21 protein-coding genes and 1 riboswitch are annotated in these 19,420 nt (G+C 71.6%); of the genes, 14 read left to right on the top strand and 7 right to left on the bottom strand.

Annotated elements, in window-relative coordinates; genetic code table 11:
* The first annotated feature begins 97 nt into the window (after nt 1-97).
* Both HW130_RS30425 and HW130_RS30420 read left to right on the top strand, forming a co-directional pair.
* Nucleotides 98-1,252, top strand: a complete 1,155-nt coding sequence (locus tag HW130_RS30425) for an 8-amino-7-oxononanoate synthase (RefSeq protein WP_177152985.1) — start codon at nt 98-100, stop codon at nt 1,250-1,252.
* A 216-nt stretch (nt 1,253-1,468) separates the two neighbouring features.
* Complete coding sequence (locus tag HW130_RS30420; protein WP_177152984.1) at nt 1,469-1,900, top strand: ATP-binding protein; 432 nt, start codon at nt 1,469-1,471, stop codon at nt 1,898-1,900.
* Between the two features lie 14 nt (nt 1,901-1,914).
* On the opposite strand, the gene HW130_RS30415 is transcribed toward HW130_RS30420, so the two are convergent.
* Nucleotides 1,915-2,850, bottom strand: coding sequence for a LysR family transcriptional regulator (locus HW130_RS30415; protein ID WP_177152983.1), 936 nt, complete (start codon nt 2,848-2,850; stop codon nt 1,915-1,917).
* Nucleotides 2,851-2,932: 82 nt separating this feature from the next.
* Between HW130_RS30415 and HW130_RS30410 the strand changes: the two genes are divergently transcribed.
* The gene (locus HW130_RS30410; RefSeq protein ID WP_177152982.1) at nt 2,933-3,565 is read left to right on the top strand and encodes a LysE family translocator; all 633 of its coding nucleotides are present in this window, start codon (nt 2,933-2,935) and stop codon (nt 3,563-3,565) included.
* An 80-nt stretch (nt 3,566-3,645) separates the two neighbouring features.
* On the opposite strand, the gene HW130_RS30405 is transcribed toward HW130_RS30410, so the two are convergent.
* From HW130_RS30405 to HW130_RS30395, 3 genes are all read right to left on the bottom strand, one after another.
* On the bottom strand, nt 3,646-4,122 hold the full coding sequence (locus HW130_RS30405) for a C40 family peptidase (RefSeq protein ID WP_177152981.1): 477 nt from the start codon (nt 4,120-4,122) through the stop codon (nt 3,646-3,648).
* 3 nt (nt 4,123-4,125) lie between these two features.
* A riboswitch (cyclic di-AMP (ydaO/yuaA leader) is annotated at nt 4,126-4,324 on the bottom strand.
* Between the two features lie 299 nt (nt 4,325-4,623).
* The gene (locus HW130_RS30400; RefSeq protein WP_177152980.1) at nt 4,624-4,932 is read right to left on the bottom strand and encodes a hypothetical protein; all 309 of its coding nucleotides are present in this window, start codon (nt 4,930-4,932) and stop codon (nt 4,624-4,626) included.
* 7 nt (nt 4,933-4,939) lie between these two features.
* Nucleotides 4,940-5,569 carry an ATP-dependent Clp protease proteolytic subunit gene (locus HW130_RS30395; RefSeq protein WP_177152979.1) on the bottom strand — a complete coding sequence of 210 codons (630 nt, stop codon included), beginning with the start codon at nt 5,567-5,569 and terminating at the stop codon, nt 4,940-4,942.
* An 80-nt stretch (nt 5,570-5,649) separates the two neighbouring features.
* Here HW130_RS30395 and HW130_RS30390 point away from each other — a divergent pair, with 80 nt between their 5' ends.
* Nucleotides 5,650-5,937: a type II toxin-antitoxin system Phd/YefM family antitoxin gene (locus HW130_RS30390; RefSeq protein ID WP_177152978.1), complete on the top strand. Its 288-nt coding sequence runs from the start codon at nt 5,650-5,652 to the stop codon at nt 5,935-5,937.
* A gap of 208 nt (nt 5,938-6,145) precedes the next feature.
* On the opposite strand, the gene HW130_RS30385 is transcribed toward HW130_RS30390, so the two are convergent.
* The gene (locus tag HW130_RS30385) at nt 6,146-7,102 is read right to left on the bottom strand and encodes an ABC transporter permease (protein ID WP_177152977.1); all 957 of its coding nucleotides are present in this window, start codon (nt 7,100-7,102) and stop codon (nt 6,146-6,148) included.
* Between the two features lie 105 nt (nt 7,103-7,207).
* Between HW130_RS30385 and HW130_RS30380 the strand changes: the two genes are divergently transcribed.
* The 9 genes from HW130_RS30380 (at nt 7,208) to HW130_RS30340 (ending at nt 15,529) form a co-directional block, all read left to right on the top strand.
* On the top strand, nt 7,208-7,828 hold the full coding sequence (locus HW130_RS30380) for a TetR/AcrR family transcriptional regulator (RefSeq protein WP_177152976.1): 621 nt from the start codon (nt 7,208-7,210) through the stop codon (nt 7,826-7,828).
* Nucleotides 7,829-7,955: 127 nt separating this feature from the next.
* Nucleotides 7,956-8,258, top strand: coding sequence for an urease subunit gamma (locus HW130_RS30375; protein ID WP_177152975.1), 303 nt, complete (start codon nt 7,956-7,958; stop codon nt 8,256-8,258).
* 12 nt (nt 8,259-8,270) lie between these two features.
* Nucleotides 8,271-8,582 (top strand): urease subunit beta, encoded by a 312-nt coding sequence (locus HW130_RS30370; RefSeq protein ID WP_177152974.1) that lies wholly within the window; start codon nt 8,271-8,273, stop codon nt 8,580-8,582.
* On the top strand, nt 8,575-10,296 hold the full coding sequence (locus HW130_RS30365; protein ID WP_177152973.1) for an urease subunit alpha: 1,722 nt from the start codon (nt 8,575-8,577) through the stop codon (nt 10,294-10,296). Before HW130_RS30370 ends, HW130_RS30365 begins: the two co-directional genes overlap by 8 nt.
* A 262-nt stretch (nt 10,297-10,558) precedes the next feature.
* Nucleotides 10,559-11,221 carry an urease accessory protein UreF gene (locus tag HW130_RS30360; protein WP_177152972.1) on the top strand — a complete coding sequence of 221 codons (663 nt, stop codon included), beginning with the start codon at nt 10,559-10,561 and terminating at the stop codon, nt 11,219-11,221.
* A 26-nt stretch (nt 11,222-11,247) separates the two neighbouring features.
* The gene (gene ureG, locus HW130_RS30355; protein ID WP_177152971.1) at nt 11,248-11,931 is read left to right on the top strand and encodes an urease accessory protein UreG; all 684 of its coding nucleotides are present in this window, start codon (nt 11,248-11,250) and stop codon (nt 11,929-11,931) included.
* Nucleotides 11,932-11,940: 9 nt separating this feature from the next.
* The gene (locus HW130_RS30350) at nt 11,941-12,690 is read left to right on the top strand and encodes an urease accessory protein UreD (protein ID WP_177152970.1); all 750 of its coding nucleotides are present in this window, start codon (nt 11,941-11,943) and stop codon (nt 12,688-12,690) included.
* Nucleotides 12,691-12,812: 122 nt separating this feature from the next.
* On the top strand, nt 12,813-14,390 hold the full coding sequence (locus HW130_RS30345) for an alpha/beta hydrolase (RefSeq protein ID WP_177152969.1): 1,578 nt from the start codon (nt 12,813-12,815) through the stop codon (nt 14,388-14,390).
* Nucleotides 14,391-14,575: 185 nt separating this feature from the next.
* Nucleotides 14,576-15,529: an IS481 family transposase gene (locus tag HW130_RS30340; protein ID WP_177152968.1), complete on the top strand. Its 954-nt coding sequence runs from the start codon at nt 14,576-14,578 to the stop codon at nt 15,527-15,529.
* A 192-nt stretch (nt 15,530-15,721) separates the two neighbouring features.
* On the opposite strand, the gene HW130_RS30335 is transcribed toward HW130_RS30340, so the two are convergent.
* Nucleotides 15,722-16,435: a 1-acyl-sn-glycerol-3-phosphate acyltransferase gene (locus HW130_RS30335; RefSeq protein WP_177152967.1), complete on the bottom strand. Its 714-nt coding sequence runs from the start codon at nt 16,433-16,435 to the stop codon at nt 15,722-15,724.
* 345 nt (nt 16,436-16,780) lie between these two features.
* Nucleotides 16,781-17,590: a serine hydrolase gene (locus tag HW130_RS30330; protein ID WP_309140629.1), complete on the bottom strand. Its 810-nt coding sequence runs from the start codon at nt 17,588-17,590 to the stop codon at nt 16,781-16,783.
* A gap of 503 nt (nt 17,591-18,093) precedes the next feature.
* Here HW130_RS30330 and HW130_RS30325 point away from each other — a divergent pair.
* Entirely contained in the window at nt 18,094-19,038 is a 945-nt protein-coding gene (locus tag HW130_RS30325; protein ID WP_177152965.1) for a nucleoside hydrolase, read from the top strand.
* Nucleotides 19,039-19,420 lie beyond the last annotated feature (382 nt).

Here is a 19,420-nt window from a genome sequence, read left to right as displayed (position 1 = left end):
ACAACAGCGACGGATTGAGGTGTGTGCATGGCCACATCCGCACCCCGCCCGCGCGCGGTTAAGGTCTGTGCGCTGCCTACAAAAGGACCGAACCCTCATGCCGCAGGCCACTCAGGATCCTTTCGGCTGGATCGACGACGAGGCGCGCCGCCGCGAGCGCGCGGGCCTCGTGCGCACGCTCCGGCCGCGCACCGCCGACTCGCCCCTGCTCGATCTGGCGAGCAACGACTACCTGGGACTGACCCGCCGGCCCGAGGTCACCGCGGGGGCCGCCGACGCCGCCCGCCGCTGGGGCGCGGGCGCCACCGGCTCCCGCCTGGTCACCGGCACCACCGCGCTCCACGCCGAGCTGGAACGCGAACTCGCCGCGTTCTGCGGTTTCGAGGCTGCCCTCGTCCTGTCCTCCGGCTACGCGGCCAATCTCGCCGCCGTCACCGCTCTCGGCGGACGCGACGCCCTCGTCGTGTCCGACGCGGGCAACCACGCCTCCATCGTCGACGGCTGCCGGCTCGCCCGCGCCGAGACCGCGGTCGTCCCGCACGCCGACCCCGACGCCGTACGCAAGACCCTCGGCGCCCACCCGGACCGCCGCGCCCTCGTCGTCACCGACTCGGTGTTCTCCGTCGACGGCGACGCCGCGCCGCTGCCCGCCCTCGCGGCAGCCTGTCGCGAACACGGCGCGGCCCTCCTCGTCGACGACGCCCACGGCCTCGGCGTCCTCGGCGACGGCGGCCGGGGTGCGCTCGACGCCGCCGGACTGGCCGGCGCGACCGGAGTCGTCGCCACCCTGACCCTCTCCAAGTCCCTCGGCAGCCAGGGCGGCGCGGTCCTCGGCCCGGCGCGGGTGATCGAGCACCTGGTCAACACGGCCAGGACCTTCATCTTCGACACCGGACTGGCACCGGCCGCGGCGGGCGGCGCGCTCGCCGCCCTCGGGGTGCTGCGCCGCGAACCGGAGCTCGCCGGCCGGGCACGGGAGGTAGCGGCCGTGCTGCACCGGCGGCTCACGGACGCGGGACTGACCGCCGCGCGGCCGGACGCGGCTGTCGTGTCCGTGCAGGCGCCTTCCCCGGAGGCGGCGTTGCGCTGGGCGGCGGACTGCCGGACGGCAGGTCTGGTCGTGGGCTGCTTCCGGCCTCCGTCGGTGCCGGACGGCATCTCGCGCATCCGGCTCACCGCCCGCGCCGATCTGACCGCCCGGCAGGTCGACACGGCCGCCGCGACGATCATCGCCTCCGCGCCGCGCGGCTGAGAACTGCCGGTCCGGAGAGTGCGGTCCGTCCCCAAATACGGTCTCTCGTCGCAGACTTCACCGCTTTGAGCGACAGATATGCACGTATCTCGGTGGATTGCCGCACCGGCCTGACGACAAGTGGCAGTCTGACGCCGAAGCGCAATCCGTGGCCGTCCTCGCGTGTCATCCGCTACGAGTCGGAGCCCGGCCCGGTGGGAAAGGGACAGCGTCGCCATGGCAGACCGTCAAGAAGCATCCGTCACTCTGCCCAGCGATCCGGCATCGGTCTCCGCCGCCCGGAGATATGTCACCGATGTCGTCTGCGGATGGGGTCTGCCGGACGGCACCGACGCCGTCGACACGCTGCGGCTGATCGTCTCCGAACTGGCGACCAACGCAGTCCAGCACACCTTCGGCCAGTCGCCCACCTTCACCGTCGACGTGCGCCTCGAACGGGACGAGCGACTGTGCGTCGGCGTCACCGACAGCCACCCGCGCTGGCCGCGCCGACTGCCCGCGGCCGTCCGCCAGGACAACGGCCGGGGGATGGTCATCATCCGCAGTCTCACCGCACAGTACGGCGGGCGGCTCTCCGTGACACCCACCGAGGAGGGCGGCAAGACCGTGTGGATCGCCCTGCCGTGGACCGTACCCGTGCAGGGCTGATCCGCGCCCAAGGTTCACCACACCCTGGCCGCAGTGCCCTGTTGACCCGCCCGTCCGAACGAACTCCGCAGGAGAGCCCGCAGCGACTGCGCCGCCGGCCCCGACTCCTCACCCCGGTGCGCCACAGAGATCGTCCGGCGGAAGGCCGCCGGCTCCAACTGCCTTATCTGCAGCGGTGTGGCGGACATCGTCGCCACCATCTCCGGCACCACCGCCACCCCGATCCCCGCGCTCACCAGGGCGCACACCAGCGCGTAACCGGGCGACTCGCACACCACGGCGGGCGTCGCCCCCGCCTCGGCCAGCGCACCCTCCACTCCCTTGCGCGGCGGATGCGCCGGAGCGCTGCTGATCAGCGGCTGCCCGGCGAGTGCGCTCACCGGCAGCCGTCCCGATCCGCCCGCCAGGGCGTGCCCGGGAGCGGTGATGAGCACCAGCTCCTCGACCAGCAGCGTTTCCACGACCACCCCCGGCGGGGGCGACGCCGGCTCGGCGGGCTCGTAGGCATGCGTCAGCGCGAGATCCACAGCGCCGCGCGCCACCGCCGTGACCCCGTCCGGAGGTTCGTACTCCGCGACGGTCAGTTCCACATCCGGATGGGCGCGGCGGAAGGCGCTCAGCACCGGGGGCAGCAGGTGGATGCCGACCGTGGTGAAGGTGGCCACCCGCAGCCGGCCGCCCGCGAGCCCCGACAGCCGGGCCAGCTCGTGCCGCGCCCGGTCCATCTCGTCCAGCACCCGGCGCGCCCGCTCCGCGAGCAGCTCACCCGCGGCTGTGAGCCGCGCCCCGCGGTGGTGGCGCACGAGCAGAGGCGCCCCGGCCTCGCGCTCCAGCTTGGCCAGCTGCTGGGAGAGCGCCGGGGCGGTGTAGCCGAGGCGGGCCGCGGCGCGGGTGATGGAACCGGCCTCCGCGACAGCGACCAGGGCGGCCAGCCGGGTCGGGTCGTACATCGCACCCCTTAAGCGTTGCTTTCAGCTGACCCAGGATATTCCCAGTACATGCTGAAGGCACTGAGGCGGCAGGCTGAAGGGCATGGACGCACAGCTGATCGCTTTCACCGCTGTCGCCGGGGGCATGGTCGCCATGCCGGGCGCCGACTTCACCGTGGTGGTCCGCAGTGCGCTCGCCTCGCGCCGCGCGGGCGTCGCCTGCGCGGTCGGTGTGGCGGGCGGGCTGCTGGTGCACACCGCACTGGCCGTGGCGGGACTCGCCGCGGTGCTGGTGGCGGTGCCCGTGCTCTACCGGACGTTGCAGATCGCCGGCGGGATCTACGTGCTGTGGCTGGGCCTGCGCGCCGTGCGCTCCGCGCTGCGCCCGCTCGAAGGGCCCGCCGCCCCCGACGGCGCCGCGCCCTCCCACGGCGTCGGGCGCGGCCTGCGGCAGGGCTTCCTCACCAACGTCCTCAACCCGAAGGCGCCGGTGCTGTTCCTGAGCCTGCTGCCGCAGTTCGTGCCCGACGGCGCGGCGGTGCTGCCGCGCACCCTGCTGCTCGCCACGATCGTCGTCGTCCTGGCGCTGATCTGGTTCCCGGCGGTGGCCCTCCTGGTGGACCGGCTGGGCCGGTGGCTGCGCAGGCCGCGCACCACGCGTGCCGTGGAAGGAGTCACGGGCGGCGCGCTCACCGCGCTCGGCGCGACCCTGCTGGTCCAGCCGCTGGCACACTGACCGGCGCCGGCCCGTCGCACCGTGGTCGGTGCGGACGATTCTCAGGCGCGGGGCCGCCGGGGAGCCGCAAAGCCGGGGCCTCAGCGCACCCGGCCGTACGAGACGCCCCTGGTCCAGATCTTGGCCAGCCGCACGACGTCGCCGGTCTTCGGCGAATGCCAGATCCGCCCTCTGCCGGCGTAGATGCCCACGTGGTAGACGTAGCCGCCGGAATGGAAGAAGACCAGGTCACCGCGTTTTCGTTGGGAGGCGGAGACATGGCGCGTACGGTTGTACTGCTGCTGAGCGGTGCGCGGCAGCTTCTTGCCGGCCTTCTTGTACGAGTACTGCGTCAGCCCGGAACAGTCGAAGCGGTGAGGGCCTACGGCGCCGAATCTGTACGGCGACCCCTTCTTCGACGCCGCGACCTCCAGTGCCCTGTTCGCGTGGCTGGTGATCGCGTGGGCCTCGGGGGCGGTGCCGGGAGCGAGGAGCGTGCCGCCGACGGCGGCGATGGTCAGTGCCGATACGGCGCCCGCACGTGTGAGCAGGAACGGGACATGCATCTGCGCAGTCATGCGCAACCCTTCGTCAGCCGCCTGTGAAGGGTGACCTGTCGGGTTCGGACTGGCGAAGACGCCCGGCCGCCGAAGCGGCTTCACCCCAAGGGGCCTACCGGGATCACCGGTCACCCCGTGCTGCTCGGGTCCTCCACTCCTGCCGATGCACTTCTGTCGACCAGTCGTCCGGTGCGGCGGCAGGATTCAGCGTCCGCCCGGACCGCCCCGTCAAGGTGACGGGGGCTTGTCGTCCCAGGGATCGTGACTCATGGATGTCCGATTTCCGAGTTGAAACGGCTTTTGTGAAGGCAATCACGACTGATCTGTTCGGGTGGACAGGGGTGTTGGCGGTCGTCTCGCCTGACGAGGAATCATGGTCGTACCAGCACGGAAGCCGTTCGACTCCGCCAAATCGGTGGTGCGCGTGGCGCAACTCCTGTGGCACGGAACAACGTCGCCGAAGCTCCACCGAACGGGGTACGAGAGCCGGGCCCCCTTGGCAGAGCAGCGGATCGACCGTCAACTCGTCGAAGCCGGGGGCATGGTCACCCGGTTCACCCTGCGTTCCCCGTCGAGAATCCGCAGCGCCTCGGCGAGCGTGTCCGCGTAGACCTCGTTCTCCCCGCGCAGGTGCATCAGCGTCAGGGCGTCCTTCAGGGCGGTCGCCCGCCCGACCAGCGCCTGGGCGGCGCGCAGCGCGCCGTAGGTGTGGGTGACGCGGGCCGGGTTGATCCGCCCCAGCAGATCGACCACTTCGAGATACCTGTCGATCAACTCCGCTTCCGCGCGGGTCAGCGCGGGGAGCGGCGGCAGCTCCGGGAGCAGCATCCCTCGCTCACCTCACCCCGGCCGGCGAGCCCTTGCGGCTCCCGATGACGTGGTCCACCAGGCCGTACGCCTTCGCTGCCTCGGCGTCGAAGATCCTGTCCCGCTCCAGATCGGCCGCGATGCGCTCGGCGCCCTGTCCGGTGTGGCGCACGAGCATGGCCGCCAGCTGCTCCCGCAGGCGCAGCAACTCGGCGGCGTGGATCTCAAGATCGGACGGCTGGCCGCGCAACGGCTCCTCGACGGCGGGCTGCTGGACCACGACCCGTGCGCCGGGCAGCGCCGACCGCTTGCCCGGGGTGCCCGCGGCGAGCAGCACGGCGGCGGTCGAAGCGGCCTGGCCCAGGCAGGTGGTGGCGATGTCGCAGGTGATGACCTGCAGGGTGTCGTAGATCGCGGTCATGGCGCTGACGGGGCCGCCGGGGGAGTTGATGTACAGGCAGATGTCCTGATCGGGGGCCGCGTACTCGAGGTGCAGCAGCTGGGCGACGACGTCGTTCGCGGCGGTGTCGTCGACGGCGGTGCCGAGAAAGACGATCCGCTCGTCGAGCAGCTTCGAGTACGGGTCGAGGGTGCGCGTGCCCGAGCTGGTGCGCTCGGTGAACTCGGGCAGGACATAGCGCGCGGCAGGACGGTTCATGGCATGCCTCTCGTCGGAGTCGAACGAAGCTGTGTTCCGTAAAAAATGTACAGGACGTACAGGCCGTTATGATGGGGAGCATGGCCTACGAGATTCCGGTGACGCAAGCCCGCGCAGAGCTCGCCGAACTGATCAACCGCGTCGTCTACGGCGGGGAGCGCGTCGTGGTGACCCGTCACGGGAAGCCGCTCGTGGCGCTGGTCTCCGCGGCTGACCTGGAGCGACTGGAGAGCGAACGGGGGGCGGCGGAGGAGCAGGTGATCCGCTCCGTCTCGTCGCTCGGCTCGTCGTCGTCCGCTGCCGGCGAACGCGGCCGGTTCGGCCTGGCGGCCGAGCACCACCGCCCGGGCGACGACCGCCGCGCCTGAGCACCCGGCGGCGGCTGCGCGCCGCGCTCGGTGGCGCTCTGCGTCGCATTCCCGCGACGCCTGCATCCCGTCCGGGCGCGGCCGCGTCCGCTCCTGGCGGAGTCCGTGCGGTGCCGAGGCGACCCACGCCGCACCCGCGCAGGCAAGAGGCCGCGTGCCTCCCCGTGTGCTGCAGCGGGGGCACGCGGCCGGCTCAGAGGGTGGGGGGTCAGACCGTCGTGGCCGGGGTGCGGCGGAGACGGGGGCCCACGACGACCGCGAGCAGACCCAGACCCGCCCACAGCGACAGCGTGAGCAGGGCCGATCCGATCCCGTTCCCGTCGAAGTAGGCAACCGAGCGCAGCAGCCACGCCCCCGCGCCCGGCGGCAGCCACTGGCCGATCGCGCCGGCCGGGTCCGGGAGCAGTTCGGGCGCGCTCGACGCACCCGAGAACGGGTTGCCGATCAGGATCATCAGCAGCGCGCCCACACCGATGCCCGGCACCCCCAGCAGCGCCCCGAGCCCGGCGACGGACGCGCCGACCGCGAGGACCGTCAGGCCCAGCGCCCCCGCCTCGGCCCACCAGTTGCCGTCCAGTACGCCCAGCCAACTGTGTGCGATCCCGGCCGCGGTCACACCGACCAGCAGCGCTGCACCCGTCAGCGCGGCGGCGCCGCGCAGCCCGCGCAGACCGAGCACGGTGACCAGCGCCCCGGCCGCGACCCCGGCCAGTGCGAGGGGGAGCACGCTCGCCGCGAGGGCGCTCCCGCGCGGGTCGCCGGAGGGGAGCGGGACCACGTCCGCCACCTGGACCCGCGTGCCGTCCGGCGCCGCCGCGGTCACGGCCTCCTTGAGTATCTGCGCCACGGCAGGGCTCCCGGCGGGCGCGGTCAGCACGGTCACGCCTTCGGGGGACGCGACGACCGCTCCGTATACGACCCGGTCCTCGACAGCGGCCCGTGCGGCCGTCTCGTCCTCGTACCGGTGCACCTCGAACGCGCCCGCGCGCTGCTCGAAGCCCCGCTCGATCCCCGCCGCCGCGGCGGCGGGACCGGCGACACCGACGGGAACGTCGCGGGGTGCGGTACGGGCCGCAGGCCATGCGAAGGCCCACAGGGCCAGGGCGACCACGACCGGGACCAGGACCGTCACCGCCACCATGCGGCGTGTGGGTGTGGCACTCATGAGAGGGCTCCTCTAAAGAGAAGGATCGTTCGTTTTGCTTTGTGGCCACTGTCGTCCTGGGGTTGTTCCTTGTCAAGAAGGAACGTTCGTTTTAAGTTGGTCCTCATGGCACGCGTATCCCAGGAACACCTCGATGCCCGCCGCCGGCAGATCCTCGACGGCGCTGCGCGGTGCTTCGCCCGCAACGGCTTCCACGCGACGTCGATGCAGGACATCCTCCGCGAGGCGGGCCTCTCGGCAGGCGCGGTCTACCGCTACTTCCGCAGCAAGGAGGAGCTGATCGAGGTCATCGCCGACGAGGCGTTCGGCGGTATCCGGGCCGCCTTCGACGACGCCGCCCGCACGACCCCACCGCCCATGCCGGACGTGCTCCTCGGGCGGGTGCTGCGCAGGCTGCTGAGCGACGAGGCTCCCGGCGGCGACGCGAGGGCTTTCGCCCGGCTCGTCGTCCAGGTGTGGACGGAGACCCTGCGCAACGAGACGCTGGCCGCCACGCTCGCCGAGGGATACCGCGGCATGCGCCTGGCGTGGGCCGAGCTGGTGGTCGCCTACCGCGCGGCCGGCCTGATGGAGAAGGAGGTGGACGCCGACCACGTCGCGCGCACGCTCATCGCGACCGCCCAGGGCTTCATCGCCCAGCAGGCGCTCTTCGGCGATGTGCGCGTCGAGGTGCTGGAGGAGGGGCTGCGCGCCCTGATGTCCATGCAGGAGCCCCGGATCAGTTAACGCGCCGGAAAAACTTGCGTCCTAACGTTCACCCCCTGGTCGTGAGATGCCCGTGCCCAGGTCGACACCGCGGTGGCCTGGGCCAGGGTCCACACGCCCCCGGGCCGGACGACAGTGAGGTGGACGCGTGCAACTCTCCCCGCACGAGCAGGAACGACTTCTCATCCACGTGGCCGCCGACGTGGCCGAGAAGCGCAGGGCGCGCGGGGTGAAGCTGAACCACCCCGAATCCGTCGCCCTCATCACCTCGCACATCCTCGAAGGCGCGCGTGACGGACGCACCGTCGGTGAACTCATGGCCTCGGGGCGCAAGGTGCTCACCCGCGCCGACGTCATGGAAGGCGTCCCCGAGATGATCCACGACGTCCAGGTCGAGGCCACCTTCCCGGACGGCACCAAGCTCGTCACCGTCCACGACCCGATCGTCTGAGGGGCGGAGCCGATGATTCCCGGAGAGATCCTCTTCGACGACGAGCCCGTCGTGCTCAACGAAGGCCGCGAGACCACCCGCCTCACCGTCGTCAACGCCGCCGACCGGCCCGTCCAGGTCGGCTCCCACTACCACTTCGCCGAGGCGAACCCGGGCCTGGAGTTCGACCGGGCGGCCGCCCGCGGCAAGCGGCTCGCGATCGCGGCCGGCACCGCCGTACGGTTCGAGCCGGGCATCCCCGTCGACGTCGAACTCGTCCCGCTGGCCGGCCGCCGCATCGTCGCCGGACTGCGCGGGGAAACCGGAGGTCACCTCGATGGCTGAGCTGGACCGCGCCGTGTACGCGGATCTCTTCGGGCCCACCACGGGCGACCGCATCCGCCTCGCCGACACCGATCTGCTGGTCGAGATCGAGGACGACCGCTCCGGCGGCCCCGGCCGGGCGGGCGACGAGGCCGTGTTCGGCGGCGGCAAGGTGATCCGGGAGTCGATGGGCCAGTCCCGTGCGACACGGGCCGACGGGGCCCCCGACACCGTCGTCACCGGCGCCGTCGTCATCGACCACTGGGGCGTCGTCAAGGCCGACATCGGCATCCGGGACGGGCGTATCACCGGCATCGGCAAGGCCGGCAACCCCGACACCATGGACGGCGTCCATCCCGACCTCGTCATCGGGCCCGAGACCGAGATCATCTCGGGCAACGGGAAGATCCTGACGGCCGGGGCGGTCGACGCCCACGTCCACTTCATCTCGCCGACCCTCGTCGACCAGGCACTCGCCACCGGAGTGACGACCCTCGTCGGGGGCGGCACCGGACCGGCCGAGGGCACCAAGGCCACCACCGTCACGCCCGGCTCCTGGCACCTCGCCCGGATGTTCGAGGCCCTGGACACGTACCCGGTCAACATCGGCCTGCTCGGCAAGGGCAACACGATGTCGCGCGAGGCCATGCACGCGCAGCTGCGCGGCGGAGCACTCGGGTTCAAGATCCACGAGGACTGGGGCGCCACCCCTGCCGTCATCGACGCCTGCCTGACCGTGTGCGACGAGACCGGCGCCCAACTCGCCATCCACACCGACACGTTGAACGAGGCCGGATTCGTCGGCGACACGCTCGCCGCCATCGCCGGCCGCACGGTCCACGCGTACCACACCGAGGGCGCGGGCGGCGGCCACGCGCCCGACATCATCACCGTGGTGTCCGAGCCGCACGTGCTGCCGAGCTCCACCAACCCGACCAGGCCGCACACCGTCAACACCATCGAGGAACACCTCGACATGCTGATGGTCTGCCACCACCTCAACCCCGCCGTGCCGGAGGATCTCGCCTTCGCCGAGTCCCGCATCCGGCCCTCCACCATCGCGGCCGAGGACGTCCTGCACGACCTCGGCGCCATCTCGATCGTCTCCTCCGACTCGCAGGCCATGGGCCGCATCGGCGAGGTGGTCATGCGCACCTGGCAGACAGCGCACGTGATGAAGAAGCGGCGCGGCGCCCTGCCCGGCGACGGACGCGCCGACAACCACCGGGTCCGTCGCTATGTCGCCAAATACACGATCAACCCGGCGGTCGCGCAGGGACTCGCCCACGAGATCGGCTCGGTCGAGACGGGGAAACTGGCGGACCTGGTGCTGTGGGATCCGGCGTTCTTCGGCGTGAAGCCCCAACTCGTCATCAAGGGCGGGCAGATCGCGTACGCGCAGATGGGCGACGCCAACGCCTCCATCCCCACGCCGCAGCCGGTGATGCCGCGGCCGATGTTCGGCGCGCTGGGGCGCGCGGCGGCGCACGGGTCGTTCAACTTCGTCGCCCGGGCGGCGATCGAGGACGACCTCCCGGAACGGCTGGGGCTGGCGAAGACGTTCGTACCCATCACGAGCACGCGGCGGATCACGAAGGCGGACATGCGGGAGAACGACGCACTGCCGCGGGTCGAGGTCGACGCGGACACGTTCACGGTGACGATCGACGGCGAGCCGGTCGAGCCCGCGCCCGCCACGGAACTGCCCATGGCGCAACGGTACTTCCTGTTCTGATGCTCCCACCGAACACACCACGGGTGCCCACCGCTGCGCCCGCGACGCCACGTCCGGCTCCGACGGCTGCGCCCCCGTGCGCCGGCGCCCGCCCTGCGGCGTGCCCGCGTCCCCGGGACGGCGGGCAGGGCCGGCCCCCGACCGCTTCCCCGCCCCGGCCCGGCACCGGTGCCCCGTCGTGCGCCGGGTTCGTCGGGAGCCCGGTGCGCGGCTCGCGCCCCGGGCGCGGGACGGCCCGTCACGCAGCCATGGCGGGTGGCGCATGAGCCGCGCCGCGCTGCTCGTGCTGGCCGACGGGCGGTTCCCCGCCGGAGGGCATGCGCACTCCGGCGGCGCCGAGCCGGCCGTGCGGGAAGGGCGGATCCGGGACGCCGCAGGACTCGCGGACTTCTGTCGCGGGCGTCTGCACACCACCGGCCTCACCTCCGCCGCGCTCGCCGCCGCTGCCGCCCTCGGGCACGACTCCACCGAGCTCGACCGCGCCGCCGACGCGCGTACGCCCTCACCCGCCCTGCGGGGAGCCGCACGCAAGCTCGGGCGCCAGATGATGCGCGCCGCCCGCGCCGCCTGGCCGGGCCCCGAACTCGACGCCCTGGCCGCCGCGTTCCCCCGCGGAACGCACCAGCCCATCGTGCTCGGCACCGCCGCCCGCGCCGCCGGTCTCGGACCGTACGACGCCGCCCACTGCATCGTCTACGAGACGGTCAGCGGCCCGGCGACCGCCGCCGTACGGCTCCTCAGCCTCGACCCCTTCCAGGCCACGGCGGTCCTCGCCCGCCTCGCGCCCGAAATGGACGAGGTCGCCGCCCGGGCCGCCGGGGCCGCCCACGAAGGAGTGGACGCCCTTCCCGCCGCGTCCGCCCCGCTGCTCGACATCACTGCCGAGCAGCACGCGACCTGGCCCGTACGCCTCTTCGCGTCCTAGACGCCCGCACCAAGGAGCCGCACCCCATGCATCTCGATCACAGCCATGACGAGGCCGGCGCATCCGCCGTCGGCGCTGATGCCGTGCGTCCCGACGGCACACGGCGGGCCCTGCGGATCGGGCTCGGCGGGCCGGTCGGCTCCGGCAAGACCGCCACCGTCGCCGCGCTGTGCACCGCCCTGCGCGACCAGTTCTCCATCGCGGTCGTCACCAACGACATCTACACGCGCGAGGACGCCGAGTTCCTGCTGCGCAACGCCGTGCTGCCGCCCGAACGCATCCAGGCCGTCGAGACAGGAGCCTGCCCGCACACCGCGATCCGCGACGACATCTCCGCCAACCTCGAAGCGGTCGAGGACCTGGAGGACAGCGTCGGCCCGCTCGACCTCGTCCTCGTCGAGTCCGGCGGCGACAATCTCACCGCCACCTTCTCCAAAGGGCTCGTCGACGCCCAGATCTTCGTGATCGACGTCGCCGGGGGTGACGACATCCCGCGCAAGGGCGGCCCCGGCGTCACCACCGCCGACCTGCTCGTCGTCAACAAGACCGACCTCGCGCCGTACGTCGGCTCCGACCTCGCGCGCATGGCCCGCGACGCCAAGGAGCAGCGCGGCGAACTGCCCGTCGCGTTCACCTCGTTGCGCGAGGGCGACGGCGTCCGCCCGGTCGCCGACTGGGTGCGGGCGCGGCTGGCCGCCTGGACCGCCTGAGCACGCCGGATGAGTATCGAGGCCAGAGCCCGTATCGTCGCCGACCGTACCGGTCTGCCCGTCCTCGTCAGCGACGGGCCGCTCGCCCTGCGCCGTACCCGCGCCACCGGTCCGGGCAGCAAGGTCACCGTCGTCGGCGCGATGAGCGCGCCGCTCGGCGGGGACCGGCTCGCCATCGAGGCCGAGGTGCGCGAGGGGGCCCGGCTCACCGTGGACTCCGCCGCCGCGACCATCGCGCTGCCCGGACCCACCGGCGAGCACGCCCGCTACGACGTGACCCTGAAGGCGGGGGAGGACGCCGTACTGCACTGGATGCCCGAGCAGCTCGTCGCGGCCAGGGGGAGCATCCTGCACCAGCGCACCCGCGTCGAACTCGCCCCCGGCGCACGGCTGGTGCTGCGCGAGGAGCAGATCCTCGGCCGCCACGGCGAGGAGCCGGGCACGCTCGTGACGCGTCTCACCGTCCACCGCTCCGGCCGCCTCCTGCTCGACACGGAACTCGCCTGCGGTCCCGGCGCGCCCGGCGGCTGGGACGGCCCGGCCGTTCTCGCCGGGCACCGGGCCGTCGGCCAACTCCTCGTCGTGGACCCGGCATACGCCGACAAACCGCGTGAACCGCTTCTGCTCGGACCGACCGCCGCACTCGCACCCCTGGCCGGACCCGCCGTTCTCGTCACGGCCGTTGCCGACGACGGGCGCGCCCTGAGGCGGCTGCTCGACGACGGTCTGGCCGTGGCCGCCCCGGATCTGCACCGCTGAGCGGAAACCGTTCACCGGTTATTGGTTCGGTAAAGAACACCTGTACGGACTGTCCCCGCTGCCCCGTTGGCGAAAGGATCCCCCGGAGCCTTACGACAACAGCAGCAGGGGGAGGTTTCCACGTGAGACGCACAGCAGTGCTCGGCTCGGCCGGCACTCTGATAGCGGGCACGCTCATGGCCGGTGCCATCGCGGCACCGGCGGCGAACGCCGACAGCCGTGACCACGGTTGGTCCGAGGCCCGCGGCGCGCGGATCGCCGCCGAGCGGGCGGCGGAGCGAGGAATCGACTGGGCGGACTGTCCCGAGGACTGGGGGCTCGCCAAGCCCATCCAGTGCGGATGGGTGACCGTACCCCTCGACTACAGCCGGCCCGACGGCAGGCAGATCAGGCTGGCCGTCGACCGTATCGGCAACACCGGCGCCAAGGACGAGCGCCAGGGCGCACTCGTCTACAACCCGGGCGGTCCCGGCGGCTCGGGCATGCGCTTCCCGGTCCGCGTCACCGGCAAGAACCCGTTGTGGGCCAAGACCGCGAAGGCGTACGACTTCGTCGGCTTCGACCCGCGCGGCGTCGGCCACTCCACGCCCATCTCGTGCGTCGACCCGCAGGAGTTCGTCAAGGCGCCCAAGCCCGACCCGGTGCCCGACAGCGAGGCCGACAAGCTCGCCCAGCGCAAGCTCGCCGCCGAGTACGCGGACGGCTGCGCCGAGCGCAGCGGCTGGATGCTGCCGCACATGACCACGCCGAACACCGCGCGCGACCTGGACGTCATCCGGGCCGCACTCGGTGAGAAGAAGCTCAACTACCTGGGCGTCTCCTACGGCACCTACCTGGGCGCGGTGTACGCCACCCTGTTCCCCGGCCACGTCCGCCGGATGGTCGTCGACAGCGTCGTCAACCCGTCCCGGGAGAAGATCTGGTACCAGGCCAACCTGGACCAGGACGTCGCGTTCCAGACGCGCTGGGACGACTGGAAGGCCTGGGTCGCGAAGAACGACGCCGCCTTCCACATCGGCGAAACCCCCGAGAAGGTCGAGGCCCAGTGGGTGAAGCTGCGGGCCGCCGCGAAGGCGAACCCGATCGGCGGGGTCGTCGGCCCGGCCGAACTCATCGGCTTCTTCCAGAGCGCCCCGTACTACGACTCCGCCTGGGTGCCCGTCGCCCGCACGTGGAGCAAGTACCTCGCCGGTGACACCCAGGCACTGGTCGACGCCGCCGCGCCCGACCTGTCGGACACCGCGGGCAACATCAGCTCGGAGAACGGCAACGCGGTCTACACCGCCGTGGAGTGCGCGGACGCCAAGTGGCCCACCAGCTGGAAGAAGTGGGACCGCGACAACACCCGGCTCCACCGGGACCACCCCTTCATGACGTGGGCCAACGCCTGGATGAACCTGCCGTGCGCGACCTGGTCCGTCAAGCAGCAGACCCCGGTCGAGGTGCGCACCCGCAAGGGCCTGCCGCCCGTGCTCATCGTGCAGGCCACCCGTGACGCCGCGACGCCCTTCGAAGGCGCCGTCGAGCTGCACGAGCGGCTCAAGGGCTCGCGCCTGATCGTCGAGAAGGACGCCGGGTCCCACGGTGTGACCAGCCTGGTCAACCCGTGCGTCAACAACCGGGTCGACGCGTACCTGCTCAGCGGCGAGCTGGACAGCAGCGACGTGACGTGCGAGCCGCACGCCACGCCGAAGCCGTAGCAAGGACACGGACGAACGGGAGGGGCGGCCGGACACCGGCCGCCCCTCCTGCCGCACGGCCCGGAGCGGGTCTAGGTGTGCTGTCCCGGGACGTTGGTGACACGCCTGCTGGGTGCTTGAACAGGTGAGGGCCTTCTGGGTTCGGTGTGGATTGCGACATCTACGCCCGACCGCAGGAGGCCCTCGTGTCCCACCGTAATGCCCCGCTGACGCCGACCGGCAGGCTGCGTCTGGCCCGGTGTGTCGTGGACGACGGCTGGCCTTTGCGACGGGCCGCGGAACGCTTCCAGGTCAGTCACACCACCGCCGCCCGATGGGCCGGCCGTTACCGGCAGTGGGGCGCCGAGGGCCTGCACGACCGCTCCAGCCGCCCGCACCACCAGCCACGCCGCACCCCGCCCGCGATCGAGACCCAGGTAGTGCGCCTGCGCCGCGAACACCGGATCGGACCGGTCCGTCTGGCCGCTCGATGCGGCATCGCCGCCTCCACCGCGCAACGCATCCTGGCCCGGCACCAGCTGCCCGTTCTGGCCGCGTGCGACCGGGCCACCGGCGAACCCGTACGCCGCTACGAACGCTCCCGGCCCGGCGAACTGGTGCACATCGACGTCAAGAAGCTCGGCCGCATCCCCGACGGCGGCGGGCACCGCACCCAGGGCCGTGCCGAAGGCCGCCGCAACCGGACCGGGACCGGCTACGCCTACCTGCACACCGCCCTGGACGACCACTCCCGCCTGGCCTACACCGAAGACCTGCCCGACGAGACCGCCCCGACCTGCGCCGGCTTCCTCACCCGTGCCACCGCCTGGTTCGCCGCCCAGGGCATCACCGTCGAACGGGTCCTGACCGACAACGCCTGGGCCTACTCCAAGAACACCTGGCGGCAGACCTGCCACCAGCTGGGCATCAGCCCTCGCTGGACACGGCCCTGGAGGCCTCAGACGAACGGCAAGGTCGAACGCTTCCACCGCACCCTGCTCGAGGAATGGGCCTACCAGCGGCCCTACACCACAGATGCCGAGCGGCAGGCAGCGTTTCCCGACTGGCTGGACTGGTACAACTACCACCGACCCCACACCGGCATCAGCGGCCAAACACCAGCCAGCCGCGTCACCAACCTGTCCGGTCAGCACATCTAGGGCCTCTCGTTTGGATCATGCCGGGCTCGCGGGCCCTGGCACGCACGCTCGCCGCGTTGTCGTCGGTCGCCATGGCTCCGCCATTGTCTCCCTCCTCCGCCTTGCGATCGCACGCACCAGACCCTCCCCCTACGCCCTGCGGGCGTGGGGGGACCCCCACTCACTGATCCGGCCTGATCCAAACGAAAGACCCTAGCGCTTGCGCCGCGCCGGGAACCGTTTCGGCTGCTCCTGCTGCTCCGCCTTGACCTCGGCCGCGTACCGGTCCACGTACTCCTGGCCGGACAGTTCGAGGATGGCGTACATGATCTCGTCGGTGACCGCCCGGATCGCCGCCTTCTCACTCTCCATGCCCGCGTACCGCGAGAAGTCCAGCGGCTCGCCGAACCGGACCGTGACCCGCTTGATCTTCGGGAGCACCTGGCCCGGCGGCTGGATCTCGAACGTGCCCACCATCGCGCACGGCACCACCGGCACACCGGCCTTGAGCGCCATGACCGCGACACCCACCTTGCCCTTGTAGAGCCTGCCGTCGTGCGAACGGGTGCCCTCCGGGTAGATGCCCAGCAACTCACCCTTGCTCAACACCCCGAGGCCCTCACGGATGGCCGCCTGCCCGGCCTCCTTGCCGGATCGGTCCACCGGGATCTGGCCGGCGCTGCGGAAGAACGTGGCGGTCAGCCGGCCCTTGAGGCCCGGCCCGGTGAAGTACTCGGCCTTCGCCAGGAAGGTGATGCGCCGCTTGAGGATCGCGGGCATCAGGAAGTGGTCGGAGAACGACAGATGGTTCCCGGCGACGATCGCCGCACCCTCGGCGGGGATGTGCTCAAGTCCCTCGATCCTGGGGCGGAACAGCAGCCGCAGCAGCGGCCCCAGAAGGACGTACTTGAGCACGTAGTAGAACACGGTGGCTCTCTCCCATCTCGGCGCGTCCGCGGCGATCGATCGTAGCCCGACCAGGTCGGGAGGCTCACCGGCTCTGCATCAGGTGCTCATGGTGAGCCTGACGCACAGGCATGTCGCGTACCGCCCCTTCCTGTCCGGTGCCTGCCGGCACGTCTGACGAAGGGTGGGAACCCCCTCAGGGGAATGCTCTTCCACTTCCTCCCAATTGGCCAGGGACGTGGAGCAATGACCATCAGTCCTCTGTGCGGGCGGGGGACAAGGACGCCAGGGCGCCGAGCGCGGAGCCTCAGCGCCCCTCGGCGGTTTCCCAACACGTCGAGCCGCGACGCCGAGGCGCCCGCTGCCTCACCGCCCGGGGTACAGGTTCCGGTGGACGGCCTTCGCCACGCCCTCGATCGTGTCCATGCCGTAGGCCCACCCCGCATCCGGGTCCTCGGGGACCCGGTTGTTCTCGGTCAGGACCACCAGGCCGTAGTCGTAGGCCCGCCCGGTGAGCGCGCTCATGCTGTTGACCTTCCAGTCCCCGCGGTCCCGGGGGTCCTTGAGGTTCTTGTCGGAACGCTGAAGCCATCCGTTCTTGACCTGGACGGCAGCGTCCGCGGGCGCCCCGGCGGGCGCTCCCCAGCGCTGATCCTCCTGCACATCGTGCATGAGTCCGAGGATGTAGGCGCGCTCCTCCTCGCCCAGGACCGCATCGTCCTCGCCGGTGAGCAGTTCGAGCAGGGTGGCCTGGTCCCGGGCGGTGACCTGCGTCAGGCCCATGAAACCGGCTTCGTCGATGATGGTGTTCGTCATTCCGGCGGCGTCCAGAAAATCCTGGATGTTTTCGGGGCCCACGATGTCCCACAACACATACGTCGATGCGTTGTCCGAATGCACAATCATTTTCCTGGCGAGATCCTGCTCCTCTGCGGACAGTTCCCCGCCTGTGGCGTGAAGCAGCGCTCCCAGGACGATCGGTTTGACAATGCTCGCCGAGTCGTAGTGTTCGTCGGCGCGGTACATGCAGGAAGTGCGCGTGGTCCGGTCGTACAGCACTATCGAGACCCGGCTGTCGCGACTGGCCAGGGACCGGGTTATGTCGCGGGTCAGGGCCTGGGCGAGCCGGGGTTTCGTGGAAGCGCACTGGATGGGCTCGCCCTCGAGCCGTTGCACGGCGGTTCCCGCATTTCCCGTCCCGCGGGAGGCTGCGGGAGCGTGGGCCGGTGGCGAGGCGGGAACGGAAGGAACAGCCGAAGCCGGACGTGGGGCGGAATTCTGGGAAGGGGCCGAAGCGGCTATGGCGAAGGCAAGGGCGGCCGCGACGGAAATCGTTCCCGAGGTCACCTTCGACGTCGTCTCACTGAACATCAGCCCCGCTGCCCTTTCGATTGTCGGCCCGCCTCCGTGAATGTGGCGAGCGTCGATGCGGCGCCGTCCGGCGCCCGTGAATGCGACGCTACAAGTGGGTAATCCGTCCGGCCCGTTCTGTCGGCCGATAGGCCTAGGCGGGCAGGTGCGGGTCGGATCGCGGCGCGAGTAGCCACAAGATCGACAACGTGCGGTCCCGACCGGGCCGTGATGTCGGGAGCCGGTATGTCCCGGACGGGGGAGCACGGGAAGCGCGGCGCGTGAGGAGAGACTGAGGACGTCCACGCCCCCGCGAGCCGAGGAGAGCCGTGCCCGTCCCCCTCATCATCGACTGCGACCCCGGCCACGACGACGCCATCGCCCTCATGCTCGCCGCAGCCGACCCGGCGGTCGACCTGCTCGCCGTCACCACCGTCGCCGGCAACCAGACCGTCGAGAAGACCACGCTGAACGCCCGCAGGGTCTTCACCGTCGCCGGCATCACCGGCGTCCCCCTCGCGGCCGGCTGCGCCAGGCCCCTGGTGCAGCCCCTGACGGTCGCGGACGACGTGCACGGTGCCTCCGGACTGGACGGCCCGCGGTTCCCCGCCCCCGCCGTGGACGTCGTTCCGGAACACGCCGTGGAGCTGATGCACCGCGTCCTGACCGGGCATCCGGAACCGGTCACCCTCGTCCCCACCGGGCCCCTGACCAATGTGGCGCTGCTGCTCACCCGGTACCCGGACGTCGCCGCGCACATCCGCGAGATCGTGTTCATGGGCGGCTCCACCGAGCGCGGCAACCGGACACCCGCCGCCGAGTTCAACGTCCACGTGGACCCCGAGGCCGCCGACATCGTCCTCACCAGCGGTGTGCCGGTCACCATGTGCGGGCTGAACGTGACCCACCAGGCCCTCGCCACCCCGGCCGTACTGGCCCGCCTGGAGGCCCTGGACACCGAACTGGCGCGGACCTGCGTCGAGTTGCTGACCTATTTCGCGTCCACGTACCGGCGGCTGTGGGGCTTCCCCGCGCCGCCGGTGCACGACCCCGTGGCCGTGGCCCGCGTCATCGACCCCGCGACGGTGCGCTGCGTGGACGCGCATGTGGCCGTCGAGCTGTGCGGGCGGTACACGCGGGGGGCGACCGTGGTGGACCTGCACCGCTACACCGGCCGGCCCGTGAACGCGCAGGTGGCGGTCGGTCTGGACGCCGACAGATTCTGGGACCGGGTGATCGCCGCGGTGGACGCTCTGGGGCGGCGCGCGACGTGAGGAAAGCGGCGGGACGTCGGCATTTGAGCCGTGACGCCAAGCCAAACCTGGTCTCGGCGTGGCGTGCAGTCCCCCGGGTGAATTTCGCGCCGAGGGTCACTCTTCGGGCCCATGGTGTCGCCCGGATGCCAGGCTCTCCAGTGGTGGCCGACCGCGAATGGGCTGACGGTGAATCACGTCGCCACTGCGATGAGACGAGCCGACGACGTGTCGGCCCTCGCAGTCGCGGCGAAAGGAAAGGCTCACCATGCGCTCTGCCCGCATCCTGCTCGCCTCGGCCGTTGCCACGGCGGCCCTCGCGATCTCCGGTCCGGCCTACGCCGTGATCACCGCCGACGACTGGGATGACTCCTCCTCCTCGAGCAGTGAGAAGAAGGACGAT

Origin of the sequence: Streptomyces sp. PKU-EA00015 (assembly GCF_013387495.1) — a bacterium.
Classification (GTDB): domain Bacteria; phylum Actinomycetota; class Actinomycetes; order Streptomycetales; family Streptomycetaceae; genus Streptomyces.
This window is presented reverse-complemented; position numbering and strand designations above follow the sequence as displayed.

What these genes read in the sequence shown, in the direction of transcription:
- HW130_RS30425 (WP_177152985.1), top strand. Translation starts at nt 98, where the DNA reads ATGCCGCAGGCCACTCAGGATCCTTTCGGCTGGATCGACGACGAGGCG.
- HW130_RS30420 (WP_177152984.1), top strand. Translation starts at nt 1,469, where the DNA reads ATGGCAGACCGTCAAGAAGCATCCGTCACTCTGCCCAGCGATCCGGCA.
- HW130_RS30415 (WP_177152983.1), bottom strand. Translation starts at nt 2,850, where the DNA reads ATGTACGACCCGACCCGGCTGGCCGCCCTGGTCGCTGTCGCGGAGGCC.
- HW130_RS30410 (WP_177152982.1), top strand. Translation starts at nt 2,933, where the DNA reads ATGGACGCACAGCTGATCGCTTTCACCGCTGTCGCCGGGGGCATGGTC.
- HW130_RS30405 (WP_177152981.1), bottom strand. Translation starts at nt 4,122, where the DNA reads ATGACTGCGCAGATGCATGTCCCGTTCCTGCTCACACGTGCGGGCGCC.
- HW130_RS30400 (WP_177152980.1), bottom strand. Translation starts at nt 4,932, where the DNA reads ATGCTGCTCCCGGAGCTGCCGCCGCTCCCCGCGCTGACCCGCGCGGAA.
- HW130_RS30395 (WP_177152979.1), bottom strand. Translation starts at nt 5,569, where the DNA reads ATGAACCGTCCTGCCGCGCGCTATGTCCTGCCCGAGTTCACCGAGCGC.
- HW130_RS30390 (WP_177152978.1), top strand. Translation starts at nt 5,650, where the DNA reads ATGGCCTACGAGATTCCGGTGACGCAAGCCCGCGCAGAGCTCGCCGAA.
- HW130_RS30385 (WP_177152977.1), bottom strand. Translation starts at nt 7,102, where the DNA reads ATGAGTGCCACACCCACACGCCGCATGGTGGCGGTGACGGTCCTGGTC.
- HW130_RS30380 (WP_177152976.1), top strand. Translation starts at nt 7,208, where the DNA reads ATGGCACGCGTATCCCAGGAACACCTCGATGCCCGCCGCCGGCAGATC.
- HW130_RS30370 (WP_177152974.1), top strand. Translation starts at nt 8,271, where the DNA reads ATGATTCCCGGAGAGATCCTCTTCGACGACGAGCCCGTCGTGCTCAAC.
- HW130_RS30365 (WP_177152973.1), top strand. Translation starts at nt 8,575, where the DNA reads ATGGCTGAGCTGGACCGCGCCGTGTACGCGGATCTCTTCGGGCCCACC.
- HW130_RS30360 (WP_177152972.1), top strand. Translation starts at nt 10,559, where the DNA reads ATGAGCCGCGCCGCGCTGCTCGTGCTGGCCGACGGGCGGTTCCCCGCC.
- ureG (WP_177152971.1), top strand. Translation starts at nt 11,248, where the DNA reads ATGCATCTCGATCACAGCCATGACGAGGCCGGCGCATCCGCCGTCGGC.
- HW130_RS30350 (WP_177152970.1), top strand. Translation starts at nt 11,941, where the DNA reads ATGAGTATCGAGGCCAGAGCCCGTATCGTCGCCGACCGTACCGGTCTG.